We start from the raw sequence: 23,821 nt of genomic DNA, 5'->3' as shown, positions 1-23,821 counted from the left end.
GACGCGTGGTGGGCGCGACGCTGTCGCGACAGGCGCCTCTACCGGCGGCCGTTGAGCAGGCCGCCGCCTATCTTGAGCAGATCGCCCAGGCCGACCTGGCCGTCACCGTCCTGGTCGAGCAGCGAACCCAGCAGCCCGCCGCCCAGGCCGCCCTGCTGGCGGGCGGCGTCGCGCTCCTGGCCGAGCGTGGCGCTCAGGCTGCCGGCGTCCATGCCGCCGCCCTGCATACGCTGCGCCAGGAAGGCCATGACAATGGGCGCCAGCAGCTTCAGCAAGCTGGCGGCGTTGCCGCCGCCCAGGCCGGTGGCCTGGCCCAGGTTGTCCTGCGCGCGCTCTTGGTTGTCGCCGAAAATATGGCCCAGGATGGCGCCGCCGTCGGCCTGGGCAGCGCCTGCGCCGCCCGCACCGCCCAGCAGCGAGCCGAGCAGGCCGCCGAGATCGGCGCCCGCGCCCGCGTGGTCGCGCTGCAAGGCGCCGAACAGGGCTTCGGCGCCTTGCGGCTGCGCGGCATTATGGCCCAGGGTGCCCAGCAGCATGGGCAGGGCCGCGCCGACGGCATCGCGCGTCTGGCCGGGATCGGTGCCCAGTTGCTGTGATAGCTGTTGCATCGGCGCGCCCTGCAGTTGCGCGAAGAGCTCGTCGGATAGCGTGGCGGGAGAGTTCATGGCGTGTCTTCCTGATGAACGGGTGAAGGTAGCGTACCACCGCTGGCGGCGGAGTTCGCGTTGCGCAGCAGCAGTCCGCCCAGCGCCGCGGCCGCGGCGGCACAGGCCGCGCCCAGCAGGAATGCCAGGCGGTAGCCGCCGTTGAGCGCCAGGGGCAGGGCGGCGCCCGCCGCGGCCAGCATGCCGGTGCGCGCCGCCGCCAGGCTGGCCAGGATGGCCAGGCCCAGCGCGCCGCCCATCATGAAGGCCGTGTTGACCACGCCGGATGCCAGACCCGATTCGTGCGCGGGCACGTCGTTCATGGCGGCCAGCAGCAGCGGGTTGAACGCGATGCCGGCGCCCAGGCCCAGCAACAGCATGCCGGGCAGGATGTGCAGGGCAAAGCGGCCGTCGATGGGCGCCTGGGCGAACAGCGCCAGGCCCACGGCGGCGATGGCCAGCCCGGCCGCCAGCGGCGCGCGGATGCCGAAGCGCATGACCAGCCTGGCCGATACGCCCAGCGAACAGACGGCCATGATGAGGTTGCCCGGCAGGAAGGCCAGGCCCACCTGCATGGCGCTGTAGCCCAGCACCAATTGCATGTACAGCGCCGAGATGAAAAACCAGGCGAACATGGCGCCTGCCCACAGTACGCCCACGACGTTGGCGATGGCCAGGTTGCGCAGCCGGAACAGGCCCAGCGGCATCAGCGGCGCGCTGGTGCGCGACTCGACCACCAGAAAGGTCGCCAGCAGCGCCGCGCTCGCGGCCAGCAGGCCGATGGTATGCGTTGAGGTCCAGCCGGCCTCGTTGCCGTTGACCACCGCGTATACCGCCAGCATCAGCGATAGCGTTACGCTGACCGCGCCCGCCACGTCGAGCCGGGCCTCGCCGCCGGCGGCGCGTCCGCCTGGAAGCAACAGCATGCACAGGCCGGACACGGCGGCGCCAATGGGCAGGTTCACCAGGAAGATCCAGTGCCAGCTCAAGGCGCTGGTCAGCACCCCGCCCAGCAGCACGCCCACACTGCCGCCGCCGGCGCACACGAAGCCGTATACGCCCATGGCGCGGGCGCGCTCGGCCGGCTCGGAAAAGAGGTTCATGATGAGCGACAACGACACCGCCGACACCACGGCGCCGCCCAGGCCTTGCACGGCGCGCGCGGCCACCAGCAACTGCTGGCTGCCCGCCACGCCACAGGCCAGCGAGGCCGCGGTGAACAGGGTCAGCCCCGCCAGGAATACGCGGCGCGGGCCGTACAGGTCGCCCAGCCGGCCGCCCAGCAACAGAAAGCCGCCGAAGGTCAGCATATAGGCGTTCACGACCCATACCAGCGCGGTTTCCGAAAACTGCAGGTCGGCGCGAATGGACGGCAGCGCGACGTTGACGATAGTGGTGTCCAGAACGATCATCAGCACGCCCAGGCACAGCACCATCAGTGCCAGCCAGCGTTGCCTGTCGGTGAGCGGATGCTGCATGCAGGGCTCCGTAAGCAAATAGAGGGATCAGCCGGCCGTCTGGCCGCCGTTGATCAGCCACGAGGTGCCGTAGCGGTCGGTGAGCGCGCCAAAGGCCTCGGCCCAGAAGGTTTTCTGTAGCGGCATGGTGACAGTGCCGCCTTCGGCCAGCGCATTGAAAATGCGGGTTGCGTCGGACACCGTGGGAAACACCAGGGCCAGCGAGACGCCTTGCTGGCCCTGGTAGGGCTGGTGGCCCGCGGCGTCGGATGCCATGAGCGTCTGGCCGTCGAGGCTGAGGCGGGCGTGCATGATGCGGTCCCGCATCTCGGGCGGCGCTCCGCCGCCGTCCGGCGCTTCGGCGTAGGTCAGCATGGCTTCGATGCGGCCGGTCAGTGTGCGCTCGTAGAAGCGCATGGCTTCGGCGCAGTTGCCGTCGAAGGTCAGGTAGGCGCAGAGCTGGGGCATGATGGTTCTCCTGAGGCGGGCGGCTGGCCTGGCTGGCCGGCAGTGCGCGCCGGGTGTTGTAATGGCGGTCGCGCCGATGAAACTACCGATGAAGCGTCACGATGAGCATCCAGATTAACGAAGAATTGCGAACCTATATCGACCCGCTCAGCGCCGATGAATATGCCGCGCTGGAGCGCAGCTTGCTGGCCGAGGGCTGCCGCGACGCGCTGGTGCTGTGGGGCGACGTGCTGGTTGACGGGCACAACCGCTACGAGCTGTGCCGCAAGCACGGTATCGAGTTCAAGACTATCCAGAATACCCGCTTTGCTTCGCTTGAAGATGTCAAATTGTGGATGATCGAGAATCACCTGGGCCGCCGCAGCGTGTCGGACTTTCAGCGCGGCGTGCTGGCGCTGCGCAAGAAAGAAATTCTGCAGGCGCGCCGGCAGGCCCAGCAGGCGCAGGCCGAGCAGGACGCGAGCCAGGGCGAGGCGGCCGCGCAGCCCGCCGAGCCGGCGCCGGCGCTCAGCCGCCAGGCGCTGGCGCGCGCGGCGCGCGTCAGCAGCAACACGCTGGGGCAGATCGAGAAAATCCACAAGGCCGCCGCGCCTGAACTGGTGCGGGCGGTGAAGGCCGGCGATATTTCCATTAACGCGGCCGCCGCGGTGGCATCGCTGCCGGCGCAGCAGCAGGTGGCCGCCGCCGCCGAAGGCCGCAAGGCGCTGCGCGAGTTGGCGCGCCAGGCTCGCCAGGCCAGGGCGGCCAGCCGCGACGAAACCGGCGCGCCGCCAGCGGCCGACGCACCGGCCGAGGCCATTGAAGACTACCCGGCCGAAGTCGCGCGCCTGCGCCGCCTGGTGGCCGCCCTGACCGAAGAGCGCGATGCGCTGAAAAAGAAAGTCATGCACCTGACGGTAGCCTTGGCCGAGGCGCGCAACAGCAACCACGAATAAGCGGCCGGGCAAGCCGGCTGAGGGCCGCTTCAGCCGGCCTGCCGGAACGTCAGGTTGACGCGGGCCGCGCCCAGGCGCGGGTGGGTGGCGTCTTTCAGCGGCAGCACGCCGTGGTAGCGCAGGCGGTCGGGGCCGCCCCACACCACGACGTCGCCATGCTGCAGCGGCACGCGCCGCGCCGAATCGCCGCGCCGGCTGCCGCCGAACAGGAATACCGCGGCAATGCCCAGCGACACCGACACAATGGGCGCGCTGAAATCGCGTTCGTTCTTGTCCTGGTGCAGGCTCATGCGGGCGCCAGGCGCATAGCGGTTCACCAGGCAGGCATCGGGCCGGAAGCCGGCAAAGCCGGCCGCCTCGGCGGCGTCCTGCGCCAGCCGTAGAAACGGCGCGGGCATGGCGGGCCACGGCTGGCCGGTTTGCGGGTCCAGCCGGGTATAGCGGTAGCCGTGGCGGTCGGACGTCCAGCCCAGCATGCCGCAATTGGTCAGCGCCGCCGACATGCGGAACCCGCCCGGGGTTTCCATGTGGCGAAACGGCGCGGCCGCAAGCACCGCATCCAGCGCCGGCAGCAGTGCATCGACCCGTGGCAGCGCCCAGCCGCGTAGCAGCGTGGCGGCGGGCCCCAGTTCGACGCGGGTCGGGCCGATAGCATCGGGTTCGAACAGTTCCAGGTTCATGAGCTAGAGAGAAATGGGCGCGGCAGGGCGCTACTGCGCATCATGGAAGATAATGCCCAGCGTATGGCGCCGGCCCGAGCGAATCTGGCTGACGCCGTGGCGCTGGTTGACCCGATAGTGGCCGCGCGCGCCGCGCACCGGCCGATGGCGCACGGCGAACACGACGGCGTCGCCCTGGCGCAGCGGCACCACGGCGGCGCAGGACTGCATGCGCGGGCGCTGGGTGGTCAGCACGAACTCGCCACCGGTGAAATCGCGTTGCGGTTCGGACACCAGGATGGCGACCTGCAGCGGAAACACATGCTCGCCGTAGAGATCCTGGTGCAGGCAGTTGTAGTCGCCCGGCCCGTAGGCCAGCAGCAGCGGCGTGGGGCGGCACTGGCCGGCGGCATGGCAGCGGCGCAGGAACTGCGCGTGGTCGGCGGGATAGCGCACCGCCACGCCCATGGCCTCGTTCCAGCGATTGGCCAGCGGCGCCAGGCGCGGGTAGAGCGCGGTGCGCAGTTGCGCCACGAGCGCGGGCAAGGGGTAGGCGAAATACTTGTATTCGCCGCTGCCGAAGCCATGCCGCGCCATGACCACGCGGCTGCGATAGCGCGCGTCGTCGTGGTAGGCGTCGGCCAGCGCCGCGCATTCGACGGGTTCGAGCAGGGCGGGCATGACCGCGTATCCATCGCGGTCGAGGGCGGCGTCCAGCGCAGGCCAGTCGTGGGCGGTTAGGCGGTCGGCGATGGCGGTCGGGTTGGCAGGGGTCATGGCCCCAGTGTAGGCCGCGCGCGGGCGCGCGGCACCCCGGCTTTTGCGCCCGAATTCGGCGGTCTGGCTCAGCCGCAGCGCAGCGCCGTGATGACGTCGCCGCCGTCCAGGATGATGTTCAATCGCGCGGGGTTGTATTCCATGGTCATGACCTGCCCCGGACGCATGACGCGCAACTGGGACGATTGCGAGCGCGTGCGGGCGTCGCTGGCCACGGATTCGGAATATTTCTTGCCGATGAGGTCTTGCACGGGTTGGGCGTCGCAGGCGGCAGAGGGGACGCTGCTGGATGCCGCGCCGGCATTGCCCGCGGCCGGGGCATCGGATGAGGCGCGCTGCGTTCCTGATGTGGCGCAGGCAGTGAGGCCGGCGGCGAGGAAGACGGGGATCAGCTTGCGGATCATGGAGGCTCCTTCAGTCAGGACAGACATCCATGATAGACCAGCCGGCCCGCCGATTCGTTCACCGGGCCGGCCCGGGCGGGCGCTAGCCGGGGCTGGTCGCCAGCGCCAGCGGCTCGGCCGACGCGCCGCGCAGCCGCGCCACGTCGCGCCGAGGCGGCGCGCCATACTGGCGGCTATATTCGCGGCTGAATTGCGAGGCGCTTTCGTAGCCCACCTGGCGCGCCGCCGCCCCGGCATCGGCCAGCCCAGCCAGCAGCAGGCGGCGGGCTTCCTGCAGGCGCAGTTGCTTCTGGTATTGCAGCGGGCTCATCGCGGTAACTGCCTTGAAGTGGTGATGCAGCGACGAGGTGCTCATGTTGACGGTATGCGCCAACTGCTCGATGCGCAGTGGCCGGTCGAAGTGGGCCTGCAGCCATTCGATGGCCTGGCGCACCTGGTGGGTGGGGCCTTCGTGCCGCGCGATGTGGCGCAGCCGCCCGCCCAGCGCGCCGGTCAGCAGGCGGTAGATGATTTCGCGCCGCAGCAGTGGCGCCAGCACCTGGATGTCTTGCGGTGCGTCGAGCAGGCGGGCCATGCGCAGCGCGGCGTCCAGCAGCGGCGGACAGAGCTGGGCCACCGCCAGGCCGCGCCCGGCGTCGGTGTCGGCCGGCTGCGGCAGGCCCGTTTCGGCGATCAGGCCGGCGGTGTCGCGCGGGTCCAGGTCGAGTACGAAACACAGGTATGGCGTGCCGGGGCTGGCCAGGGTCACGCGCGAGGCGACCGGCAGGTCGATCGAGGTAAGCAGGTAGTGCGACGCGCTATATTCGTAGACGTCTTCACCGACTTCAACGCGTTTGGCGCCCTGCACCAGCAGCGCCAGCGAAGGCCGGTACACGCAGAAGGCCAGCTCGCTGGGCTGCGACGATCGGAAGAACGACAGGCCCTCGATGGCGGTCTGGTGCAGGCCGTCGGCCGCCGCATGCCGGTTGACCAGCGCGGCCAGCTCGGCCAGGCCGGCGGCCAGCGCGGGCGGACAGCTTGCGGTGTTGGTGGAGGCGGGCGCCATGGGCATAGCCGGCGGGCTGGACAACGGGGATAGCGACATCTTACGCCTGCTTGGCCAGCGGCTTGAGCTGGGCCGCGAAGGGCAAGGTGCGAATGCGCTGCCCGGTGGCGGCATACAGCGCGTTGGCAACCGCCGGCGCCACCGGCGGCACGCCGGGCTCGCCCACGCCGGTGGGCTTGGCGGTGGACGCCACGGTGTGCACCTCGATGGCCGGCATTTCGTTGATGCGCAGCACCGCGTAGTCGTGGAAGTTGCTCTGCTCGACCACGCCGTCTTTCAGGGTCAGGGCGCCATGCAGCGCCGTGGACAGGCCGAAGCCGATGCCGCCTTCCATTTGCGCGCGCACCACGTCGGGGTTGACGACCACGCCGCAGTCCAGCGCGCACACGATGCGGTCCACCTTGAACGAGCCATCGGCCTGCACGGTGACTTCCGCCACTTGCGCCACGATGGTGTTGAACGATTCGTGCAGCGCCACGCCGCGGCCGCGCCGCAGGCCCTGCGCGCCGGCCGCAAGCGGCTGCGACCAGCCGGCCCGTTCGGCCGCCAGTTCCAGCACCTTGCGGTGGCGCGGGTGCTGGTCGAGCAGGGCGATGCGGTAGGCGACCGGGTCCTGGCCGGCCGCCGCCGCGGCTTCGTCGATCAGGCTTTCGGCCGAGAACGCCGTGTGCGTGTGGCCCACCGAGCGGTACCACAGCACCGGCACTCCGACGTCTTGCGGCGTGTACGACTCCACGTGCAGGTTGGGCACGCTGTAGCGCAGGTCGGCCTGGCCTTCCACCGAGGTGGGGTCGATGCCGTTCTGCATGGCGCCTTCGAACGGGCTGCCCAGGAAAATCGACTGGCCCGCCAGGCGCACGTGCCAGGCCTGCAGCTTGCCGTCGGCGTCCAGGCCGATGCGCGCGCGGTGCACGTTCAGCGGCCGGTAGTAGCCGCCGCGCATGTCGTCTTCGCGCGTCCATACCAGCTTGATGGGCGCGCGCACGCCCTGGTCGCGCGCCGCCTTGGCGATCAGCGCGGCTTCGGCGATGTAGTCGGCATGCGGGGTGGCGCGCCGGCCGAAGCTGCCGCCGGCGTACAACTGGTTGATGAACACCTGTTCCGGCGCCAGGCCCAGCACTTTCGCCACGACGGCCTGGTCGACTGTCTGGAACTGCTCGCCGTTCCAGATGTCGCAGCGGTCGTCGCCCAGCCGCACCAGGCAGTTCATGGGTTCCATGGCGGCATGCGCCAGGTAGGGCACTTCGTATTCGGCCTCGATTACCTTGGCCGACTGCGCCAGCGCGGCTTCTGCGTCGCCATGGCTGGCCGCCACGGCGCCGGGGAGGTCCAGCGCCGCGCGGTATTGGGCGCGGATCTCGTCCGAGCCCTTGCGGTAGGCCTGGCTGTCGTCCCATTGCACCTGCAGGGCATCGCGCCCGGTGCGCGCGGCCCAGGTGTTGTCGGCCAGCACCGCCACGCCTTCGAAATTGTGTCCGGTGCCGCTGAACTGCACGACGTGACGCACGCCCGGCACGGCGCGCGCCTTGCTGGCGTCGAAACTGGCCACCTTGCCGCCGAAGCGGGGCGGGTGCGCGGCCATGGCCACCAGCATGCCGGGCAGCTTCATGTCTTGCGTGAAGATGGCCGTGCCGTCGGTCTTGGCCAGGCCGTCGACGCGGCGCGGCGCTTCTTTGCCGATCAGCCGGAAATCGGCGGCCGCTTTCAGCGGCACGGATTCGGGCACGGGCAGTTTGGCCGCCGCGGCAGCCAGGTCGCCGAAGCCGGCCTGCCGCTGCGTGGCGGCATGGCGCACCACGCCGGCCGACACGGTGATGTCTTTGGCGTCGACCTGCCACTGGCGGGCCGCCGCGGCCACCAGCATGGCGCGCGCCGTGGCGCCGGCCCGCCGCATCTGCTCGTACGAGTTGGCGATAGCGGTGCTGCCGCCGGTACCCTGCAAGCCCAACGCCAGATTCTTGTACAGATCCGTGTTCGCGGGCGCGCCTTCGACGCGCACGCTGGCCCAATCGGCGTCGAGTTCTTCGGCTACCAGCGTGGCCAGGCCGGTGTAGGCGCCCTGGCCCATTTCCAGGTGCTTGGACAGCACCGTGACGCTGCCGTCGGTGCCGATGCGCACGAAGGCATTGGGGGCGAAGGCGCCATCGCCGGCCGTGGCGGCCGCGCCTGTGGCGGCGCGCGTGGCGGCGGGGGCCAGCGCGATGCCGAGCACCAGGCCGCCCGCGCCCTGCATGAAGCGGCGGCGGCTGACGTTGCGCACGGCCGGGATGGCCGCGGCGTGGGAACGCACGAGGGGATGCATGTAGGGCTCCTGGGTTCAGGCCAGCGCGCGCGCGGCTTCGTGGATGGCGGCGCGGATGCGCACGTAGGTCGCGCAGCGGCACACATTGCCGGCCATGGCATTGTCGATATCCGCATCGCTGGGCTGCTTGTTCTGGGCGAGCAGGGCGGTGGCCGACATGATCTGGCCCGACTGGCAGTAGCCGCACTGGGCCACGTCGAGCTTGCGCCAGGCCGCCTGCACGGCTTGCCCGACTCTGTCTGAGCCCGCGCCTTCGATGGTGGTGATCTGCTTGCCCGTCACGGCCGACAGCGGCGTCACGCAGGAGCGGATCGGGACGCCGTCGGCGTGCACCGTACAGGCCCCGCACAACGCCATGCCGCAGCCGTACTTGGTGCCGGTCAGGTTGGCGACGTCGCGCAGCGCCCACAGCAGGGGCATTTCATCGGGTGCATCGAGGGCGGTATCTTTGCCATTGATGTTCAAGCTGGCCATGGCGGATGTCTTCCTGGACTGGCGGGGCCCGCGCCCCACAGACGTGCAGGATAAGAAATCCGCGCCGGCAGCAGCAATGCCGATTACTACGCCATTCTTGCCTGATCCTGCGAATGTGCAGGCAGGTGCGGCTCAGCCCTGCCGGCGCGCGCGGCGCTGGCGCACGGCTTGCGCCAGGAATTCGAGCACCGGCCCGGTCTGCGTCCAGCCCAGGCAGGCGTCGGTGATGGACACCCCGTGGCGCAGCGGCACGCCGGGCTTCAAGTCCTGGCGGCCTTCTTCCAGATGGCTTTCGATCATGACGCCGATGATGCGCGATTCGCCCTGGGCCAGTTGCGCGGCGATGTCGCGCGCCACATCGACCTGGCGCTGGTGCGATTTGTTGGAGTTGGCGTGCGAGCAGTCGATCATGACCTGTTCGCGCTGGCCGGCCGCCTTCAGCGCGGCGCAGCAGGCCGCCACGCTGGCGGCGTCGTAGTTGGGACCCTGCTTGCCGCCGCGCAGAATGACGTGGGTGTCGTCGTTGCCGCGCGTCTCGAAGATGGCCGCCATGCCCATTTTGGTCATGCCCATGAAGGCGTGGCGGGCGCGCGCGGCCACGATGGCGTCGGCGGCCACCTGCATGCCGCCGTCGGTGCCGTTCTTGAAGCCCAGCGGGCAACTCAGGCCCGAGGCCAGCTGGCGGTGGCTGGGGCTTTCGGTGGTGCGCGCGCCGATGGCGCCCCAGGCGATCAGGTCGGCGATGTACTGCGGGCTGAGCAGGTCGAGGAATTCGGTGGCGATGGGCAGGCCCAGGCCGCCGATTTCCAGCAGCAGTTCGCGCGCGCGGCGCAGGCCTTCGTTGATACGGAAGCTGCCGTCCAGGCGGGGGTCGTTGATGTAGCCCTTCCAGCCCACGGTCGTGCGCGGCTTTTCGAAATATACGCGCATGACCACCAGCAGATCGTCTTGCAGCGCTTGGGCGGCGGCCTTCAGGCGGCTGGCGTATTCCAGCGCTTGGTCGTGGTCGTGGATGGAACAGGGGCCCACCACCACCACCAGCCGGTCGTCGCGGCCATGCAGCACGTCGGCGATGCGAGCGCGGGCTTCTTCGACCAGGGCCAGCGTAGCGGCGGGCACCGGCAGTTCGTCTTGCAGCAGGGCCGGGGAAATCAGCGGACGCACCGCGCCGATGCGGACGTCGTCAATGCGGGTGGTGTCTTGAGTGGAGTCCGCGTGGCCGGCTTCGCGGTCATGCAGGGGGTCGTCGATGCGGGTCATGGCAAGTCTCGTATTAGCAGGGCTGCCGCATTATCGCACCGCGCCCGGTCGTGTCCGGCTTTGCCAGGCGCATTGCCAGGCGCATTGCCAGGCGCATTGCCAGGCGCTTCGCCAGGTGTCAGGCTCCCGCAGGGTGCCTGACACCGAAGTAGGCAGACTGTCTCGCTATCGCGGTGTCTGACACCCTTGTATCTTGAGCGCGGTAGTGATTAGCTATCGCTACTAGCGGATCCGGTGAGTTTGTTCTGACACGGAAAGCCTGGACTTTGTGACGCAGATTAGGCCCCGGATTCGCGCCTCTGAGAGCCGACTGGATGCTGGACGGTAGCCTAGGGCATAGTGACCCTGCATGAACAAGGCAAGTGGGCGCAGTGGGCTTGGGGGCCATTTCACTAGGAGTCCAAGTCGATGTTTTTTCTGGGAATTGACGTCTCAAAGGCCAAGCTCAACTGCGCGCTGGTCGGCGCCGAGGGCGATAAGCGCAAGACCAAGGTGGTGGCTAATACGGTGGCCGGGATTCAGGCGCTGTTAGGCTGGTGCGCCAAGCAAGGCGCGCAGCCCGAGCAGTTGCACGTGGTGCTCGAGCCGACCGGGCCGTACCACGAGCAGGCGGGCACCGCGTTGCATGAGGCGGGGGCCACGGTCTCGATGATCAATCCGGCGCAGGCGCGCGATTTTGCCGGTGCGCTGGCGGTGCGCACCAAGAACGATGAGCTCGACAGCTACGTGCTGGCCCGCTATGGCCAGGCGCTGTGCCCGCCGGCCTGGCAGCCGGCGCCGCTGCACGCGCGGCAACTGCGCGCGCTGCTGGCCCGGCACGAGGCGCTGGCCAAGGATCTGCAGCGTGAGCTCAACCGGCAGGAGAAGGCCCAGTTCGGCCAGTCGCCCGAGCCGGTCACCGGCTCGATCGACAAAAGCGTGGCGTTCCTGACCGAGCAGATCAAGCGTCTGGAGCGCGCGATCAACGACCATATCGACCGCCATCCCGACCTGAAAGAGGACCGGGACCTGCTGACCAGCATCCCGGCGGTCGGCCCACAGACCGGCAACGCGTTGCTGTCGATCATGCATAACCGGCGCATTGAATCGCCGCAGGCGTTGGCGGCCTATCTGGGCCTGGTGCCCGTACAGCGCCAGTCCGGCACCAGCCTGAACGGCCGGCCTCGGCTGTCCAAGACCGGGCCGGCTCGGGTGCGGGCCACCCTGTACATGGCCGCGGTCGTGGCTGTGCGCCATAACCCCCACATACAGGCGCTCTATGCCCGCCTGCTGGCCGCCGGCAAGAGCAAGATGGCTGCTCTCGGCGCCGCCATGCGCAAGCTCGCTCACTTATGCTTCGGCGTGCTTAAAAACCGCACCCCTTATCGCAGCGATTACGCGTTACCCGCTTGACTGCCAAGACGGTATCTGCGGGAGTCAGACACCTGGCCTGTGACACCAGCCTGTGACACCAGCCTGCGACACCTGCCTGTGACACCAGCCTGCGACACCTGCCTGCGACACCAGCCTGTGACACCTGGCCTGGACTGCTGGCGAGGTCGCAATCCGGCCGGGATCAGCGGCGCGAATCGAGCGCCATGCGCACGGCCAGGCCCGCCAGCACCGTGCCCATCAGCCAGCGTTGCATCGCCAGCCACAGGGGGCGTTCGCCCAGGAAGCCGGCGATCGAGCCCGCGGCCAGGGCGATGAGCGCGTTGACGGTAAGGCTGATCAGGACCTGGGTGAAACCCAGCGTCAGTGATTGCAGCAGCACGCTGCCGTGCCCGGGCGAAATGAATTGCGGCAGCAACGACAGGTACAGGATGGCGATCTTGGGGTTGAGCAGGTTGGTGACCAGGCCCATGGTGAACAGCTGGCGCGGGCTGCTGTGCGGCAGCTGGCGCACCTGGAAGGGCGAGCGGCCGCCCGGGCGCAGCGCCTGCCAGGCGAGATAGCCCAGGTACAGGGCGCCGCCCAGACGCAGGGCGTCGTAGGCGAAGGGCACCGCCATCAGCAGGGCGGTGATGCCCAGCGCCGCGCATAGCACGTAGAACACGAAGCCCACCGCCACGCCGCCCAGCGATACCAGGCCCGCGCGCGCGCCCTGTGAGATCGAGCGCGAGACCAGGTACACCATGTTGGGGCCGGGGGTGAGCACCATGCCCAGCGACAGCAGGGCGAAGGCCAGCAGGTTGGAAAGCTCGGGCATGCGGGGCTCCGGAAATGACGGGACGGGTTATTTACCGGAGCCTACCGCAAATCTGTACCGGAACAGCCGCCTATTCTTGCACCGGCGTGCGCAGGGTGACGAATTCTTCGGCCGCCGTGGGGTGGATGCCAATGGTTTCGTCGAACACCTGCTTGGTGGCGCCGGCCTTCAGGGCCACGGCCAGGCCCTGCACGATCTCGCCGGCGTCGGGGCCTACCATGTGGCAGCCCAGCACGCGGTCGGTATCGGCGTCCACCACCAGCTTCATCAGCGTTTTTTCCTGGTCGCCGGTCAGCGTCAGCTTCATGGGACGGAAGCGGCTTTCGTAGCGCTTGATGCGGTGGCCGGCCTGCAGCGCGGCTTCGGTCGTCAGGCCCACGGTGCCGATATTGGGCAGGCTGAACACCGCCGTGGGAATCAGGTTGTAATCGACCTTGCGGTATTCGTCGGGGCGGAACAGGCGGCGCGCCACCGCCATGCCCTCGGCCAGCGCCACCGGCGTCAGCGGAATGCGGCCGATGACGTCGCCCAGCGCCAGAATCGACGGCTCGCTGCTGCGGTATTCGTCGTCCACCGCGATGAAGCCGTCGTCGTTCAGTTTCACGCCGGTATTTTCCAGGCCCAGGTTGTCGAGCATGGGGCGGCGGCCGGTGGCGTAGAACACGCAATCGGTTTCGACGACCTCGCCGCTTTTCAGCGTGGCCGCCAGGCTGCCGTCGGGGCGCTTGTCGATGCGCGCCACGTCGGCGTTAAAGCGCAGGTCCAGGCCTTTTTTGATGAGCTCGTCGCGCAGGTGCTCGCGCACGCTGCCGTCGAAGCCGCGCAGGAACAGGTCGCGCCGGTACACCTGCACGGTCTGCGCGCCCATGCCGTTGAAAATAGAGGCGAATTCCACCGCGATGTAGCCGCCGCCCACCACCAGCACCCGGCGCGGCAGGGCTTTCAGGAAGAAGGCCTCGTTCGAGGTGATGGCGTGCTCTTTGCCGGGGATGTCGGGCACGTTGGGCCAGCCGCCGGTGGCCACCAGGATGTGCCGGGCCGTGTGGCGCTGGCCGTTGATTTCGACCGTGTGCGGGTCCAGCAGGCGGGCATGGCCTTCGTGCAGGGTGACGCCGCTGCCCGTCAGCAGGTTGCGGTAGATGCCGTTAAGGCGCTCGATTTCGCGGTTCTTGTTGGCAATGAGGGTGGCCCAGTCGAAGCTCGGCTGGCCGGTGGTCCAGCCGTAGCTGGCGGCGTGTTCGAGGTCTTCGCGGTAATGGGCGCCATACACCAGCAGCTTCTTGGGCACGCAACCGACGTTTACACAGGTGCCGCCCAGATAGCGGCTTTCGGCCACGGCCACGCGCGCGCCGTATCCGGCGGCAAAGCGCGCGGCGCGCACGCCGCCCGATCCCGCGCCAATTACGTACAAGTCAAAATCGAAAGCCATCTTCGTCCTTTGTGGAGTCTTCGGCGGCGCCCGGCGCCGTACGAGAAATCTGACAAGACCCGTATTAAACCCCTAATTGGCCGGCGCCCGCAGCGGCGCCGGGCAGGGCCGGCCCGGATCGGATACATTCTGGCAAGGGCCGCGATGTTGCGCGGCCCGCGTTCGGGGCAGGGCCCCGCACTGGGAACGCACTGGGAACGCATGCAGACTGAAGACAGTTTTTTCGGATCGGCGGGCGCACTGTTGGGTGAAATCATCCGCGGCATCGTGGCGGGCCTGCGCTATGTATTTGGCGGCCTGGGCTCGGCGCTGGGCGATTTTTTCGCCGGCCTGGCGGGAGCGCTGGGCATGAGCCCGTCGGTGTTCAATTTTGCGCTGCTGGTGCTGGGCCTGCTGCTGCTGTGGGCGGCCGTGAAGGCGTTCCTGCGGCGCGCTATCGTGGCCGGCATTTTCTGGCTGGTGCTGGCCATGCTGCTGCTGGGCGGCCTGATCGGCTAGGGCGCACGGGCCCTAGGGGGGCGTGGTCATCACCTGCGCCAGGCGCCTGACCAGCGGTTCGAACAGTTCCGCCGATGTATTGCCATAGCCCAGCACCAGGCCGTTGTCGCGCTCGGTAGGACGCAGCGCGAAGGCCGACAGGGCGGCCGGCGCCAGCCCCGCACGGCGCGCCGCCGCGGCAACGGCGCGGTCGTCACATTCGGGCGGCAGCCGCACGGCCAGGTGCAGGCCGCCATGCCCGCCCAATACTTCATGTTGCACCCGCAGGTGGCGGGCCAGCGCGGCGCGCAGGGCCTGCTGCCGGTCGCGGTACAGGCGCCGCATGCGTCCCAGGTGGCGGGCGAACTGGCCGCTGTCGATAAAGGCGGCCAGGGCCAGTTGCTCGTGCCGGTGGCCGCCGCGCAGCAGTTCGTCCACGGCCGTGCGCAGCGATTGCGCCAGCGCCGGCGGCAGCACCAGGAAGCCGATGCGCAGGGCCGGAAACATGGTCTTGCTGAAGGTGCCGATGTACAGCACCGGTGCGTCGTCGGCCAGCCCCTGCATGGCCGGTATCGGCTCGCCATGGTGCCGGAATTCACTGTCGTAGTCGTCCTCGATGATCCACGCGCCCGCGCGGCGCGCATGCTCCAGCAATTCCAGCCGCCGCGCCGCGCTCAGCACGGCTCCGGTGGGGTACTGGTGCGACGGCGTTGTGTAGATCAGGCGGGGGGGCCGGGCGCGCCACAGCGCCGCGGGCGCGGCCAGACCCTGCGCGTCGACCCGCACCGGCACGATGCGCAGGTCGCCCGCCTGGAAGGCCGCCTTGGCGCCGCGATAGCCCGGGTCTTCCACCCATGCCGTGTCGCCCTGGTTGCCCAGCAGGCGCACGCATAGCGCCAGCGCTTCCTGCGCGCCCTCGGTGATGACGACCTGGCCGGCGTGGCAGCGCACGCCGCGCGATACGGCCAGGTGCTGGGCGATGGCCTGCCGCAGCGCCGGCTCGCCGGCCGGGTCGCCGTATCCCAGCGTGGCGTTGGGCATGTCGCGCAGGGCGCGATCGAGGGTGCGGCGCCAGGCGCCCAGCGGAAAGTGGCTGAGCGCGGGCGTGCCGGGCCGCAATGCCATGCCCGGCTCGGCGTGCCGGGCCGATGGTGCGAAGCGCGCCACGCGCTGCGCCGCCGGCGCGCACGGCGGCGGCAGGGCGCCGGTATCGGGCGCGGACGGTAGCGGCGCCACGCGGGTGCCCTGGCGGTCGGCGCGCACATAGCCCTCGGCGCTGAGTTGCGCATAGGCCAGCAGTACAGTGTTGCGCGAGATGGCCAGTTGCTCGGCCAGCGTGCGCGATGCGGGCAGCCGGCTGCCTGGCGGCAGGCGGCCGTCCAGAATCGATTGCTTCAGGCGTTGCAGCAGTTGGCGTTGCAGGGTGTGGCGCCCGTCGGGCGCGGCCAGGGGGCTGTCGAGCAGGGCGGCGGAGGTGTTCATGGCACCACGAAATAAGCATTGTCTGGTGCTTTTTAGCATGCCACGATTCCGCTAGCGTAGAGGCCGTGGCGCTTGTACGCCGTACTTGAAAAAGGATCTCCAGCATGTCCACTTCCCAGTCGCCGCAGCAGCCCGTCGGCCATCTCATTCCCAACTGGACCGCCCGGCCGTATCCGCCGCGCGAGCCCATGGCCGGCCACTATTGCCGGCTCGAGCCGCTGGATGCGGAACGCCATGGGGCCGAGTTGTACGAGGCCTTCAGCCAGACCCCGGACGGCAGCGACTGGACCTACACCTATGCGGGTCCGTTTCCGGATGAAGCCAGCTACCTGGCTTACGCACGCTCCGCGCAGGCAACCGACGACCCGCAGCATTACGCCGTTATCGACCTGGCCAGCGGGCGCGCCGTGGGCACGCTGGCCGCCATGCGCATCGACCCGGCCAATGGGGTGATCGAGGTGGGCAGCGTGGCCTATTCGCGCCGGCTCAAGCGCACGCCGGCCGCGACCGAGGCGCAGTATCTGCTGATGCGGCGCGCGTTCGACCAGCTCGGTTATCGCCGTTATGAATGGAAGTGCGACAGCCTGAACGCGCCGTCGCGCGCCGCCGCGCTACGGCTGGGTTTCCAGTTCGAGGGCATCTTCCGCCAGGCGGTGGTGTACAAGGGCCGCAACCGCGACACGGCCTGGTTCTCGATCATCGACGGCGAATGGCCGGCCGTGCGCAGCGGGCTGGAGCAATGGCTGGCGCCAGACAATTTCGATGCGCAGGGCAAGCAGCGGCGGCGGCTGGGGGAGCTTATTGCGCAGGCGCGTTGAGGGGCTTGGCCCGGCGGTGTCTTATCGCGCTATTCCCTTCACGCCTATGACGATCAGGATGCCGGCCATCACCATGATGGCGCCCGCGACGAATGCCGCGTCCAGCGGCTCGTGCAGGATCAGCACGCCGAACGCCACGCCGAACAGGGGCGTCATGAACGACAGGATGGACAGGCGCGTGGCCAGGTAGCGGCGCAGCAGCCAGAACCACACCAACAGGCTGAACAGCGCCACGCCCAGCGCCTGGAAGGCCAGGCTGGCCACGGCCGCTGGCGAGAACACCGGCGCGGCCTGGCCGGTGGCCCAGGCGAATAATGGCAGCGCCACCCCTGCCACGGCCATCTGGTACAGCAGCGTCTTGGCAGCGGGGGTTTCAGACAGGCGCGACTTGCGGATGGCCACGGTGGTGGCGCCCCACGACGCGCCGGCCAGCACGCCCAACAGGTCGCCCAGCAGCATGGCGGGCGCCGCGGTTTGCTGGCCGCGGCCCAGGAAGGCCAGCGCGATGCCGGCAAAGGCCAGAGCCACGCCCAGCCACTGCGCCGGCCGCAGCCGCTCTTCGGGCAAGGCCAGGTGCAGGCCCAGTGCCGTGAAGATGGGGGCGGTGTAAAGAAACACCGACATGTGCGAGGCAGTGGTGTACAGCAGGCCCTGGGCCACCAGCAGGAATTCCGCGGCGAACAGCGCGCCGGCCAGCAGGCCCGGGGCCAGGGTGCCGTCGGCGAAGATCGTGCGGCCCTCTTTGCGCAGCACCAGGGCGGCCAGTACCACGGCGGCGAATGCCGAGCGCAGGCCGATCTGCAGCGTGGGCGAGATGTCGGCCGCCACCAGTTTGATGGCGATCTGCTGGAAGCCCCAGCACAGGCACAGCAGGATCATCAGCCCCGTAGCGCGGCCATCGAGCGGCAGGCGGGCGGCGGACTGCATGGTTTCAGGGCAGCTCGGCCGGGTAGCTGTCCAGCGCCAGGCCGATCTGCTGGCGCAGGTCCCATTCGGCCAGCGAGGCATTGACCGGGCCGTAGAAGGCGCCGTCGCGCACCAGGAACAGGGCGGGCAGGTGAAAGACTTCGTAGCGCGCCACCAGCCCACCGTTGTCGCCGGCGTCTACCCAGCACAGCCGCTCGACCGGCAGGTCGAGTTGCGGCAACTGCTCGCGCGCGATCTTGCAGGTGGCGCAGGTGCGGCTGTGGAAAGCCAGCAGTGACAAGCCCGGGGCGTCGAGCAGATAGCGGTCGGCGGTGCTGTCGGTGAGGTCGATCTGCTGCATGCGGCGGGCGGCGGTAGAAGGGAATACGGACGATAGCGCATCCGGCGGCGCCCAGCCGGGCGCCGCGCGGATTCAGCCCGCCAGGCGGCGGTCGAGCTCGCGCACGGTTTCGTACAGCACGCGCGTGCCGTCCAGCAACTGGGCGGGTTCGATAGATTCTTCGGGGCAATGGCTGCGCCCGCCCAGGCAGGGAATGAACACCATGCCGATCGGGCCGGTGGGCGCCATGTATACGGCGTCGTGGCCCGCGCCGCTGGGCAGGGACATCGATGCATAGCCCAGGCGATCCGCCGCCGCCTCGATGGCCTGCATCACCAGCGGCGAGCAGGCGGTGGGGCGGGCGCGGCTGGCCGGCGCCATGCTGGCTTGCAGGCGCAGTTCCGCCAGGCCGGCGGCCAGGCTGGCCATGATGGTCTCGGGGAAGCTGTCCAGCACGTCGTCGCTGTCGCTGCGCACTTCCAGCATCAGTTCGGCGCGTCCGGGCACCGCGTTGGCGGCGTTGGGGGTGATTTCGATGCGGCCCACCGTGGCCACCACGTAGTGGGGCTGGCCGCTCAGGCGGCTGGCCTCGCGGTGCGCGGCGTCGATCACCCGGGCGGCGCCCACCAGGGCATCGCGGCGGATGTCCATGGGCGTGGTGCCGGCGTGGTCGGGCTGGCCCTGCACCGTGATCCGCACGCGGCGGATGCCCACGATATGAGTCACCACCCCGATGGGCAGCTGGCGGCTTTCCAGCACGGGGCCTTGTTCGATGTGCAGCTCGACGAAGGCCGCCGTGTCGCCGGCGCCGCGCAACGGCGCCGTCAGTGCGTCCGGGTCGCCGCCAATGCGGCGCAGGCCCTCGGCCAGCGTTTCGCCTTGCGGATTGCGGGCGGCCAGCATGGCGGCGTCGAGCTGGCCGCACAGGGCGCGGCTGCCCACGCAGGAAATACCGTAATCGCTGGGTTCTTCGGACAGGAAATCGATGACTTCGAACGGGTGTTCCAGCTCGATGCCTTGTTCGTGCAGGGTGCGTGCCACTTCGATGCCGGCCAGCACGCCGATGATGCCGTCGTAGCGGCCGCCGCTCATGACAGTGTCGCAGTGCGAGCCGGTCACGATGGGCTTGAGCGCGGGGTTGCGGCCGGCGCGGCGGCCTATCAGGTTGCCGCCGGCGTCCAGGCGGACTTCCAGGCCGGCGTCGGCGAATTCCCGGGCCAGCCAGGCGCGTGCCTGCTCGAACTGCGGCGAGAAGGCGCGGCGGGTCCAGGGGAGATCCGGCAGGGTGTGGCGGGCAAGGGTTTCAACGCGCGACCAGAGGCGGTCGGCGTTCAAGGGGGGGAAAGCTGGGGGCATAGACATCCTGGAAAAACATGCTGGGCGCGCATCGCGGGGCGGCAAGCCCCGGTACGCAGCCTGCGACGATTATGGCATGGTGGCGCGCGTCACCGGCGCGGGCCGCCGCAGCGGCGGCGCCAGGCCCTCGCGTTCGCGGCGCAGCCAGCGGCGCGTCATCAGCACGGCGACCACGCCCAGCCCGATAGCCAGGCCGCTCCAGATGCCCACGCCGCGCCAGCCCGCCCAGAAGGCCAGCGCCGCGCCGGCCGGCAGGCCCAGGCCCCAGTAGCCGATGGCGGCATAGAGCATGGGCACGCGCGTGTCGTGCAGGCCGCGCAGCATGCCTGCGCCCATGACCTGCGCGCCGTCGACGATCTGGAAGACGGCCGCCACGGCCAGGTATGACGAGGCCAGTGCCAACAGCGCGGCATTGGCGGGGGCGCGCACGTCGAAGAACGCCGCCAGCAGCCAGTGCGGCACGGCCACCATCAACAGCGCGGCGATGACCATCGAGCCCACGCCCAGCCCGTAGGCCGTCCAGCCGGCGCGCTGAATGGCGGCCGCGTCGCGGGCGCCATAGGCCAGGCCCACGCGCACGGTGGCGGCCTGGGCGATGCCATACGGCACCATGAAGCTGATGCTGGCGATCTGGATGGCCACCGCGTGCGCGGCCAGCTCGGCTTCGCCCAGCCAGCCCATCAGGAACGCTGCCGCGTTGAAGATCGTCACCTCGAAAGCCGTGGCGGCCGCGATCGGCAGACCCAGCTTGCACAGCGCGGCCAGCCGGTGCCAGTCGGGCTGCCAGACCCGGCCGAACAGCCGGTAGCGGCGAAAGCGCCGGTCGCACGTCACCACTACGGTCATGCCCGCGAACAGGAACAGGCTGGCGGTCGCGCTGGCGATGCCTGCGCCCACCAGGCCCAGGGGCGGCAGCCCCAGCTTGCCGAACACCAGCGCCCAGTCGGCCAGCGCATTGAACAGAATGCCTGCCAGCGCCACCCACAGCGCCGCGCGCGGCCGCTGCAGCGCGGCGGTGAAAGAGCGCAGCACCAGGAAACCCAGGAAGGGCGGCAGCCCCCACAGCAGCGCGCGCAGGTATACGCCCGCCTGCGCGGCCAGCTCGGGCGGCTGGCGAATGGCCAGCAGGATAGCCTCGCCGTACCACAGCGCCAGGCAGCCGGGCACCGAGATCAGGGCGGCGGCCCACAGCCCCTGCGCCACGGTGCGGCGCACGTCGCGCACCGAGTGGCGGCGGGCGCCCAGTTCGCGCGCCACCATCGGCGCGGTGGCCGTCACCAGGCCCAGCGAAAAAAACGCGGACGCGGCGTACAGGTTGGCGCCCAGCGCGCTGGCGGCCAGCGCCTGCGATCCCAGGCGGCCGATGAAGATCACGTCGGTCGCCGTCATGGCGATCTGCGCCAGGCTGGTCAGCACCAGGGGCAGGCTCAGGGCAAGGGTGGCGCGGATCTCCCGCGTCCAGGCGGCGCGGGCGGCAAGGCGGTGCGGCATGAGGCGTTCCATCGTCAAGGCGGCATGATAAGCCTTGCTTGGGGTTTTCCCTAAATTACGGGGCCGCAACACAGGGGCGATAACAGACATACGATGTTTCATTCCTTGCGGCGTGGAATGGCCAGGCCATGCCGTAGGCAAGTAATATGACGCCACTGATTCACACAACGATGCGGGTCCCTTGCGGGCCCGCATGGTCTTTTACTTTTAGGAGATGGGCCCGATGAATAAACCGTTCGACGGCGGGATCGCTTCGCTCAATGTTCCCGCGTACGTCAAGCACCAGGGGCTGATCGACTGGGTAGCGCGGGTCGCCGCGCTGACCAAGCCCGATCGCGTTACCTGGTGCGACGGCTCCCAGGAAGAATACGATCGGCTCTGCGAACAGATGGTCCAGTCGGGCACGCTGCGCCGCCTGAACCCGGCCAAGCGCGCCAATTCATATCTGGCGTGTTCCGATCCTTCCGACGTCGCACGGGTCGAAGACCGCACGTTCATCTGCTCCGAACGCGCCGAAGACGCCGGCCCCACCAACAACTGGGCCGATCCGGCCGAAATGCGCGCCACCCTCGACGGGCTGTTCGACGGCTCGATGCGCGGCCGCACCATGTATGTGGTGCCGTTCTCGATGGGGCCGCTGGGCTCCAACATCGCCCACATCGGCGTCGAGCTCTCCGACAGCCCCTATGTTGTGGTGAACATGCGCATCATGACCCGGATGGGCCGCGCCGTGTTCGACGTGCTGGGCGCCGACGGCGAATTCGTGCCTTGCGTGCACAGCGTGGGCGCGCCGCTGGCCGAAGGCCAGGCCGACGTGTCCTGGCCCTGCAATCCCACCAAGTACATCGTGCATTATCCCGAAAGCCGCGAAATCTGGAGCTTCGGCTCGGGCTACGGCGGCAATGCGCTGTTGGGCAAGAAGTGCTTCGCGCTGCGCATTGCGTCCACCATGGGCCGCGACCAGGGCTGGCTGGCCGAGCATATGCTGATCCTGGGCGTGACCTCGCCCAAGGGACGCAAATACCATGTGGCTGCGGCGTTCCCGTCCGCCTGCGGTAAAACCAACTTCGCCATGCTGATTCCGCCCCAGGGCATGGACGGCTGGAAGGTGTCCACCATCGGCGACGACATCGCCTGGATCAAGCCGGGCGCCGACGGCCGGCTGCGCGCCATCAACCCCGAGGCCGGCTATTTCGGCGTGGCCCCGGGCACCAGCGAGAAAACCAACTTCAACGCCATGGCCACCCTGAAGGCCAACGTCATCTTCACCAACGTGGCGCTCACCGACGACGGCGACGTCTGGTGGGAAGGCATGACCGACACCCCGCCCGACCACCTGATCGACTGGCAGGGCCAGGACTGGACCCCGCAGATCGCCAAGGAAACCGGCCGCAAGGCCGCGCACCCGAACGCCCGCTTCACCGCGCCCGCTGCCCAGTGCCCGTCCATCGACCCCGAATGGGAAAACCCCGAAGGCGTGGTGATCGACGCCTTCATTTTCGGCGGACGCCGCTCCACTACCGTGCCGCTGGTCACCGAGGCGCGCAACTGGGTCGAAGGCGTGTACATGGCCGCCACCATGGGTTCCGAAACCACCGCCGCCGCCGCCGGGCAGCAGGGCGTGGTGCGCCGCGATCCGTTCGCCATGCTGCCGTTCTGCGGCTACAACATGAGCGACTACTTCGGCCACTGGCTGAAGCTGGGCAAGCGCTTGCAGGCCGCCGGCGCCGTGCTGCCGCGCATCTACTGCGTCAACTGGTTCCGCAAGGGGCCCGACGGCAAGTTCGTATGGCCGGGCTTCGGCGACAACATGCGCGTGCTGAAGTGGATGCTGGGCCGCATCGACGGCACGGCCGGCGGCGTCGAACAGGTGTTCGGCGTGTCGCCCACCTACCAGGACATCGACTGGACCGGGCTCGAATTCAGCCCCGATAAGTTCCAGCAGGTGATCTCGGTGGACGCGGCATCGTGGCGCGACGAGCTAGCGCTGCACGACACGCTGTTCGAGAAGCTGGCCGACCGGTTGCCCGACGAACTGCCCGGCGTGAAGTCGGCCATCCAGGGCCGCCTCGCGGCCTGATAGCCCGCCCTCCGATGCGCCGCGCGCTTTCCTCTGATCAGGTGTCAGGCTCCGCAGGGCCTGACGCCGAAGCGTGCCGCGCCTGTGTCAACCATCAAGGTGTCTGACACCCGCCAGGCGGGAGTCAGACACCTGATCCGCCTGCGGTGCCTGACACCTGAACATATCCATGTCGCTCACCCCCGACGAGCTGCGCCAGATCAGCGAGCTGACGCTCGCGCACTATAACGAGCGCGCCGACAGCTTCGAGGCCGGCACGCGCGACCATGACGTCAGCCAGAACATCGCCGCGCTGCTGCGCCATCTGCATGGCGCGCCGCCATACGACATCCTGGATCTGGGCTGCGGCCCGGGCCGCGACCTGAAAACCTTCGCCGCGCTCGGCCATCGCGCGGTGGGGCTGGATGGCGCCGGACGCTTCGTGGCCATGGCCCGCCAGGCCTCGGGCTGCGAGGTATGGCAGCAGGACCTGCTGGCGCTCGACCTGCCGGCCGGCCGCTTCGACGGCATCTACGCCAACGCGGTGCTGTTCCATGTGCCCGGCCAGGAACTGCCCCGCGTGCTGCGGCAACTGCGCGCGGCCCTGCGTCCCGACGGCGCGCTATTCTGCTCGAACCCCCGCGGCGACAACCAGGAAGGGTGGAACCGCGGGCGCTACGGCGCGTATCACGACCTGGCCGCCTGGCGTGCGCTGATGAACGAGGCGGGTTTCGGCGAACTCGAGCACTATTACCGGCCCGCCGGGCTGCCGCGCGAGCAGCAGCCGTGGCTGGCCAGCGTATGGCGGCCCCGGCCGTGACGCGCGTGCGGGGCTTCGAGCCGCTGGCCG

Annotated in this window: 23 protein-coding genes; 6 read left to right on the top strand and 17 right to left on the bottom strand. The window is 69.4% G+C overall.

The window, feature by feature from the left end:
• Positions 1-38: 38 nt before the first annotated feature.
• From BPET_RS14875 to BPET_RS14865, 3 genes are read right to left on the bottom strand one after another with little or no spacing between them, the layout of a single operon-like run.
• The gene (locus BPET_RS14875; RefSeq protein ID WP_012249843.1) at positions 39-665 is read right to left on the bottom strand and encodes a DUF937 domain-containing protein; all 627 of its coding nucleotides are present in this window, start codon (positions 663-665) and stop codon (positions 39-41) included.
• Positions 662-2,122 (bottom strand): DHA2 family efflux MFS transporter permease subunit, encoded by a 1,461-nt coding sequence (locus tag BPET_RS14870; RefSeq protein WP_012249842.1) that lies wholly within the window; start codon positions 2,120-2,122, stop codon positions 662-664. The genes BPET_RS14875 and BPET_RS14870 overlap by 4 nt, the downstream gene beginning before the upstream one ends.
• 27 nt (positions 2,123-2,149) lie before the next feature.
• Positions 2,150-2,569 carry a VOC family protein gene (locus BPET_RS14865; protein WP_012249841.1) on the bottom strand — a complete coding sequence of 140 codons (420 nt, stop codon included), beginning with the start codon at positions 2,567-2,569 and terminating at the stop codon, positions 2,150-2,152.
• A gap of 101 nt (positions 2,570-2,670) precedes the next feature.
• Here BPET_RS14865 and BPET_RS14860 point away from each other — a divergent pair, with 101 nt between their 5' ends.
• Positions 2,671-3,504 (top strand): ParB N-terminal domain-containing protein, encoded by an 834-nt coding sequence (locus BPET_RS14860; RefSeq protein WP_012249840.1) that lies wholly within the window; start codon positions 2,671-2,673, stop codon positions 3,502-3,504.
• Positions 3,505-3,533: 29 nt separating this feature from the next.
• Here the strand turns inward: BPET_RS14860 and alkB are convergent, their stop codons facing one another.
• The 7 genes from alkB to BPET_RS14825 all read right to left on the bottom strand — a co-directional run bounded on the left by alkB (position 3,534) and on the right by BPET_RS14825 (position 10,425).
• Complete coding sequence (gene alkB / locus BPET_RS14855; protein WP_012249839.1) at positions 3,534-4,184, bottom strand: DNA oxidative demethylase AlkB; 651 nt, start codon at positions 4,182-4,184, stop codon at positions 3,534-3,536.
• A 30-nt stretch (positions 4,185-4,214) separates the two neighbouring features.
• On the bottom strand, positions 4,215-4,940 hold the full coding sequence (locus BPET_RS14850) for a 2OG-Fe(II) oxygenase (RefSeq protein ID WP_012249838.1): 726 nt from the start codon (positions 4,938-4,940) through the stop codon (positions 4,215-4,217).
• Positions 4,941-5,008: 68 nt separating this feature from the next.
• Complete coding sequence (locus tag BPET_RS14845) at positions 5,009-5,344, bottom strand: I78 family peptidase inhibitor (RefSeq protein WP_012249837.1); 336 nt, start codon at positions 5,342-5,344, stop codon at positions 5,009-5,011.
• A gap of 82 nt (positions 5,345-5,426) precedes the next feature.
• Positions 5,427-6,389: an AraC family transcriptional regulator gene (locus BPET_RS14840; protein WP_173376874.1), complete on the bottom strand. Its 963-nt coding sequence runs from the start codon at positions 6,387-6,389 to the stop codon at positions 5,427-5,429.
• Between the two features lie 40 nt (positions 6,390-6,429).
• Complete coding sequence (locus tag BPET_RS14835; protein ID WP_012249835.1) at positions 6,430-8,691, bottom strand: xanthine dehydrogenase family protein molybdopterin-binding subunit; 2,262 nt, start codon at positions 8,689-8,691, stop codon at positions 6,430-6,432.
• Positions 8,692-8,706: 15 nt separating this feature from the next.
• The gene (locus tag BPET_RS14830) at positions 8,707-9,165 is read right to left on the bottom strand and encodes a (2Fe-2S)-binding protein (protein ID WP_012249834.1); all 459 of its coding nucleotides are present in this window, start codon (positions 9,163-9,165) and stop codon (positions 8,707-8,709) included.
• Between the two features lie 132 nt (positions 9,166-9,297).
• Positions 9,298-10,425 (bottom strand): 3-deoxy-7-phosphoheptulonate synthase, encoded by a 1,128-nt coding sequence (locus tag BPET_RS14825; protein ID WP_012249833.1) that lies wholly within the window; start codon positions 10,423-10,425, stop codon positions 9,298-9,300.
• A 408-nt stretch (positions 10,426-10,833) separates the two neighbouring features.
• Between BPET_RS14825 and BPET_RS14820 the strand changes: the two genes are divergently transcribed.
• Positions 10,834-11,817: an IS110 family RNA-guided transposase gene (locus BPET_RS14820; protein ID WP_012247065.1), complete on the top strand. Its 984-nt coding sequence runs from the start codon at positions 10,834-10,836 to the stop codon at positions 11,815-11,817.
• A 163-nt stretch (positions 11,818-11,980) separates the two neighbouring features.
• On the opposite strand, the gene BPET_RS14815 is transcribed toward BPET_RS14820, so the two are convergent.
• Both BPET_RS14815 and gorA read right to left on the bottom strand, forming a co-directional pair.
• Positions 11,981-12,613 (bottom strand): LysE family translocator, encoded by a 633-nt coding sequence (locus BPET_RS14815; RefSeq protein ID WP_012249832.1) that lies wholly within the window; start codon positions 12,611-12,613, stop codon positions 11,981-11,983.
• Between the two features lie 70 nt (positions 12,614-12,683).
• Complete coding sequence (gene gorA, locus BPET_RS14810; protein ID WP_012249831.1) at positions 12,684-14,042, bottom strand: glutathione-disulfide reductase; 1,359 nt, start codon at positions 14,040-14,042, stop codon at positions 12,684-12,686.
• A gap of 201 nt (positions 14,043-14,243) precedes the next feature.
• Here gorA and BPET_RS14805 point away from each other — a divergent pair, with 201 nt between their 5' ends.
• Entirely contained in the window at positions 14,244-14,540 is a 297-nt protein-coding gene (locus BPET_RS14805; protein ID WP_012249830.1) for a hypothetical protein, read from the top strand.
• A 12-nt stretch (positions 14,541-14,552) separates the two neighbouring features.
• Here BPET_RS14805 and pdxR read toward each other — a convergent pair whose 3' ends face one another.
• On the bottom strand, positions 14,553-16,040 hold the full coding sequence (gene pdxR / locus BPET_RS14800) for a MocR-like pyridoxine biosynthesis transcription factor PdxR (RefSeq protein WP_012249829.1): 1,488 nt from the start codon (positions 16,038-16,040) through the stop codon (positions 14,553-14,555).
• Positions 16,041-16,105: 65 nt separating this feature from the next.
• Here pdxR and BPET_RS14795 point away from each other — a divergent pair, with 65 nt between their 5' ends.
• Positions 16,106-16,819: a GNAT family N-acetyltransferase gene (locus tag BPET_RS14795; protein ID WP_012249828.1), complete on the top strand. Its 714-nt coding sequence runs from the start codon at positions 16,106-16,108 to the stop codon at positions 16,817-16,819.
• Between the two features lie 21 nt (positions 16,820-16,840).
• Here BPET_RS14795 and BPET_RS14790 read toward each other — a convergent pair whose 3' ends face one another.
• The 4 genes from BPET_RS14790 to BPET_RS14775 all read right to left on the bottom strand — a co-directional run bounded on the left by BPET_RS14790 (position 16,841) and on the right by BPET_RS14775 (position 20,912).
• The gene (locus BPET_RS14790; protein WP_012249827.1) at positions 16,841-17,746 is read right to left on the bottom strand and encodes a DMT family transporter; all 906 of its coding nucleotides are present in this window, start codon (positions 17,744-17,746) and stop codon (positions 16,841-16,843) included.
• A 4-nt stretch (positions 17,747-17,750) separates the two neighbouring features.
• Positions 17,751-18,086, bottom strand: coding sequence for a thioredoxin family protein (locus BPET_RS14785; protein ID WP_012249826.1), 336 nt, complete (start codon positions 18,084-18,086; stop codon positions 17,751-17,753).
• 72 nt (positions 18,087-18,158) lie between these two features.
• On the bottom strand, positions 18,159-19,421 hold the full coding sequence (locus tag BPET_RS14780) for a Zn-dependent hydrolase (protein WP_012249825.1): 1,263 nt from the start codon (positions 19,419-19,421) through the stop codon (positions 18,159-18,161).
• Between the two features lie 69 nt (positions 19,422-19,490).
• Complete coding sequence (locus BPET_RS14775; RefSeq protein WP_012249824.1) at positions 19,491-20,912, bottom strand: MATE family efflux transporter; 1,422 nt, start codon at positions 20,910-20,912, stop codon at positions 19,491-19,493.
• A 223-nt stretch (positions 20,913-21,135) separates the two neighbouring features.
• Here BPET_RS14775 and BPET_RS14770 point away from each other — a divergent pair, with 223 nt between their 5' ends.
• Together BPET_RS14770 and BPET_RS14765 are read left to right on the top strand one after the other, a co-directional pair.
• The gene (locus tag BPET_RS14770) at positions 21,136-22,992 is read left to right on the top strand and encodes a phosphoenolpyruvate carboxykinase (GTP) (protein ID WP_012249823.1); all 1,857 of its coding nucleotides are present in this window, start codon (positions 21,136-21,138) and stop codon (positions 22,990-22,992) included.
• Positions 22,993-23,161: 169 nt separating this feature from the next.
• Positions 23,162-23,791 (top strand): class I SAM-dependent DNA methyltransferase, encoded by a 630-nt coding sequence (locus BPET_RS14765; protein WP_012249822.1) that lies wholly within the window; start codon positions 23,162-23,164, stop codon positions 23,789-23,791.
• The last annotated feature ends 30 nt before the right edge of the window (positions 23,792-23,821 follow it).

It is taken from the genome of Bordetella petrii (genome assembly GCF_000067205.1).
In the GTDB taxonomy this organism is placed as follows: domain Bacteria; phylum Pseudomonadota; class Gammaproteobacteria; order Burkholderiales; family Burkholderiaceae_B; genus Bordetella_A; species Bordetella_A petrii.
This window is presented reverse-complemented; position numbering and strand designations above follow the sequence as displayed.